Consider the following 933-nt stretch of genomic DNA (forward strand, 5'->3'; position numbering starts at 1 on the left):
AATATATAAATAACGGCATAATTCCCGCTTACTTCAGTGAGTGCAAGAACGCACTAAAATTATTCTAAGGGAGTTTACACATGAAAAAACTAAAACCAGCATTAGTCGCTACAATGCTATGCGGCTCATCAGCAGCATTCGCTGTACCATTTAGCTATGACGCGATAGACGTTCCAGAAAGAATCCCTCAAGACGGAACAGCAGGTAACACCTACAGCTTTATCTTTAATACAGTTGGCGCCTCTGGAACCATCGCAGACCTAAATGTTTACATTGATATTGAACACACTTGGATGCAAGACCTAGATATCTTTATCACAAACACTTTTACAGGTACCGAAGTGCAGCTATTCGACCAGTATGGTGGCTCAGGTGATAACCTAGCTCAAGTCACTTTTGATGACGAAGCAGGAACTCATATAAGCACTGTCGCAGCGCCTTTTGGCCCAGGAACCTTCCAGGGCACTGAATTGCTTTCAGCATTTGATGGCGAGTCACTCAGCACTGTATGGCAACTTACCATCTTCGATAGATTAGCTGGCGACACAGGTACTCTTAATGCTTGGGGTATCAGTGGTGATACTGCCGACTCTGTGTCAGTAGCCGAGCCAGGTACTCTTGCTTTGCTTGGTCTTGGACTAGCAGGCCTTGGCTTTACTCGTAGAAGAGTTTAAGCATGATTTGCTGCCTCTGCATTAGAGGCAGCAACCTTCCGGCAAACATTGGTAGCTGGCCATTAATGTTGGCCGAATAAACCAGCTCTCAATAAGTAACGCTATACTTTACACCTCTACTTACTTAATCGCCAAGAGCAGTGCTTGTTCAGCCAAATCTTCAATTGATATTTCTCCATCCCGCTTATACCAGGTAGTCGTCCAGCTTAATGCTCCAGTTAAGAAACGACGTAAAATAAAAGTATCCGCCTTAATCTGC

2 protein-coding genes are annotated in these 933 nt (G+C 44.3%); one reads left to right on the plus strand and one right to left on the minus strand.

Going from position 1 to position 933, the window contains the following annotated elements:
• Positions 1-80: 80 nt before the first annotated feature.
• Positions 81-674 carry a proprotein convertase P-domain-containing protein gene (locus tag A3766_RS08810; RefSeq protein ID WP_068510448.1) on the plus strand — a complete coding sequence of 198 codons (594 nt, stop codon included), beginning with the start codon at positions 81-83 and terminating at the stop codon, positions 672-674.
• Positions 675-794: 120 nt separating this feature from the next.
• Here the strand turns inward: A3766_RS08810 and A3766_RS30780 are convergent, their stop codons facing one another.
• Positions 795-929, minus strand: coding sequence for a hypothetical protein (locus A3766_RS30780; protein ID WP_369808613.1), 135 nt, complete (start codon positions 927-929; stop codon positions 795-797).
• Positions 930-933: the final 4 nt, after the last annotated feature.

The sequence above is a fragment of the Oleiphilus sp. HI0132 genome, from assembly GCF_001635845.1.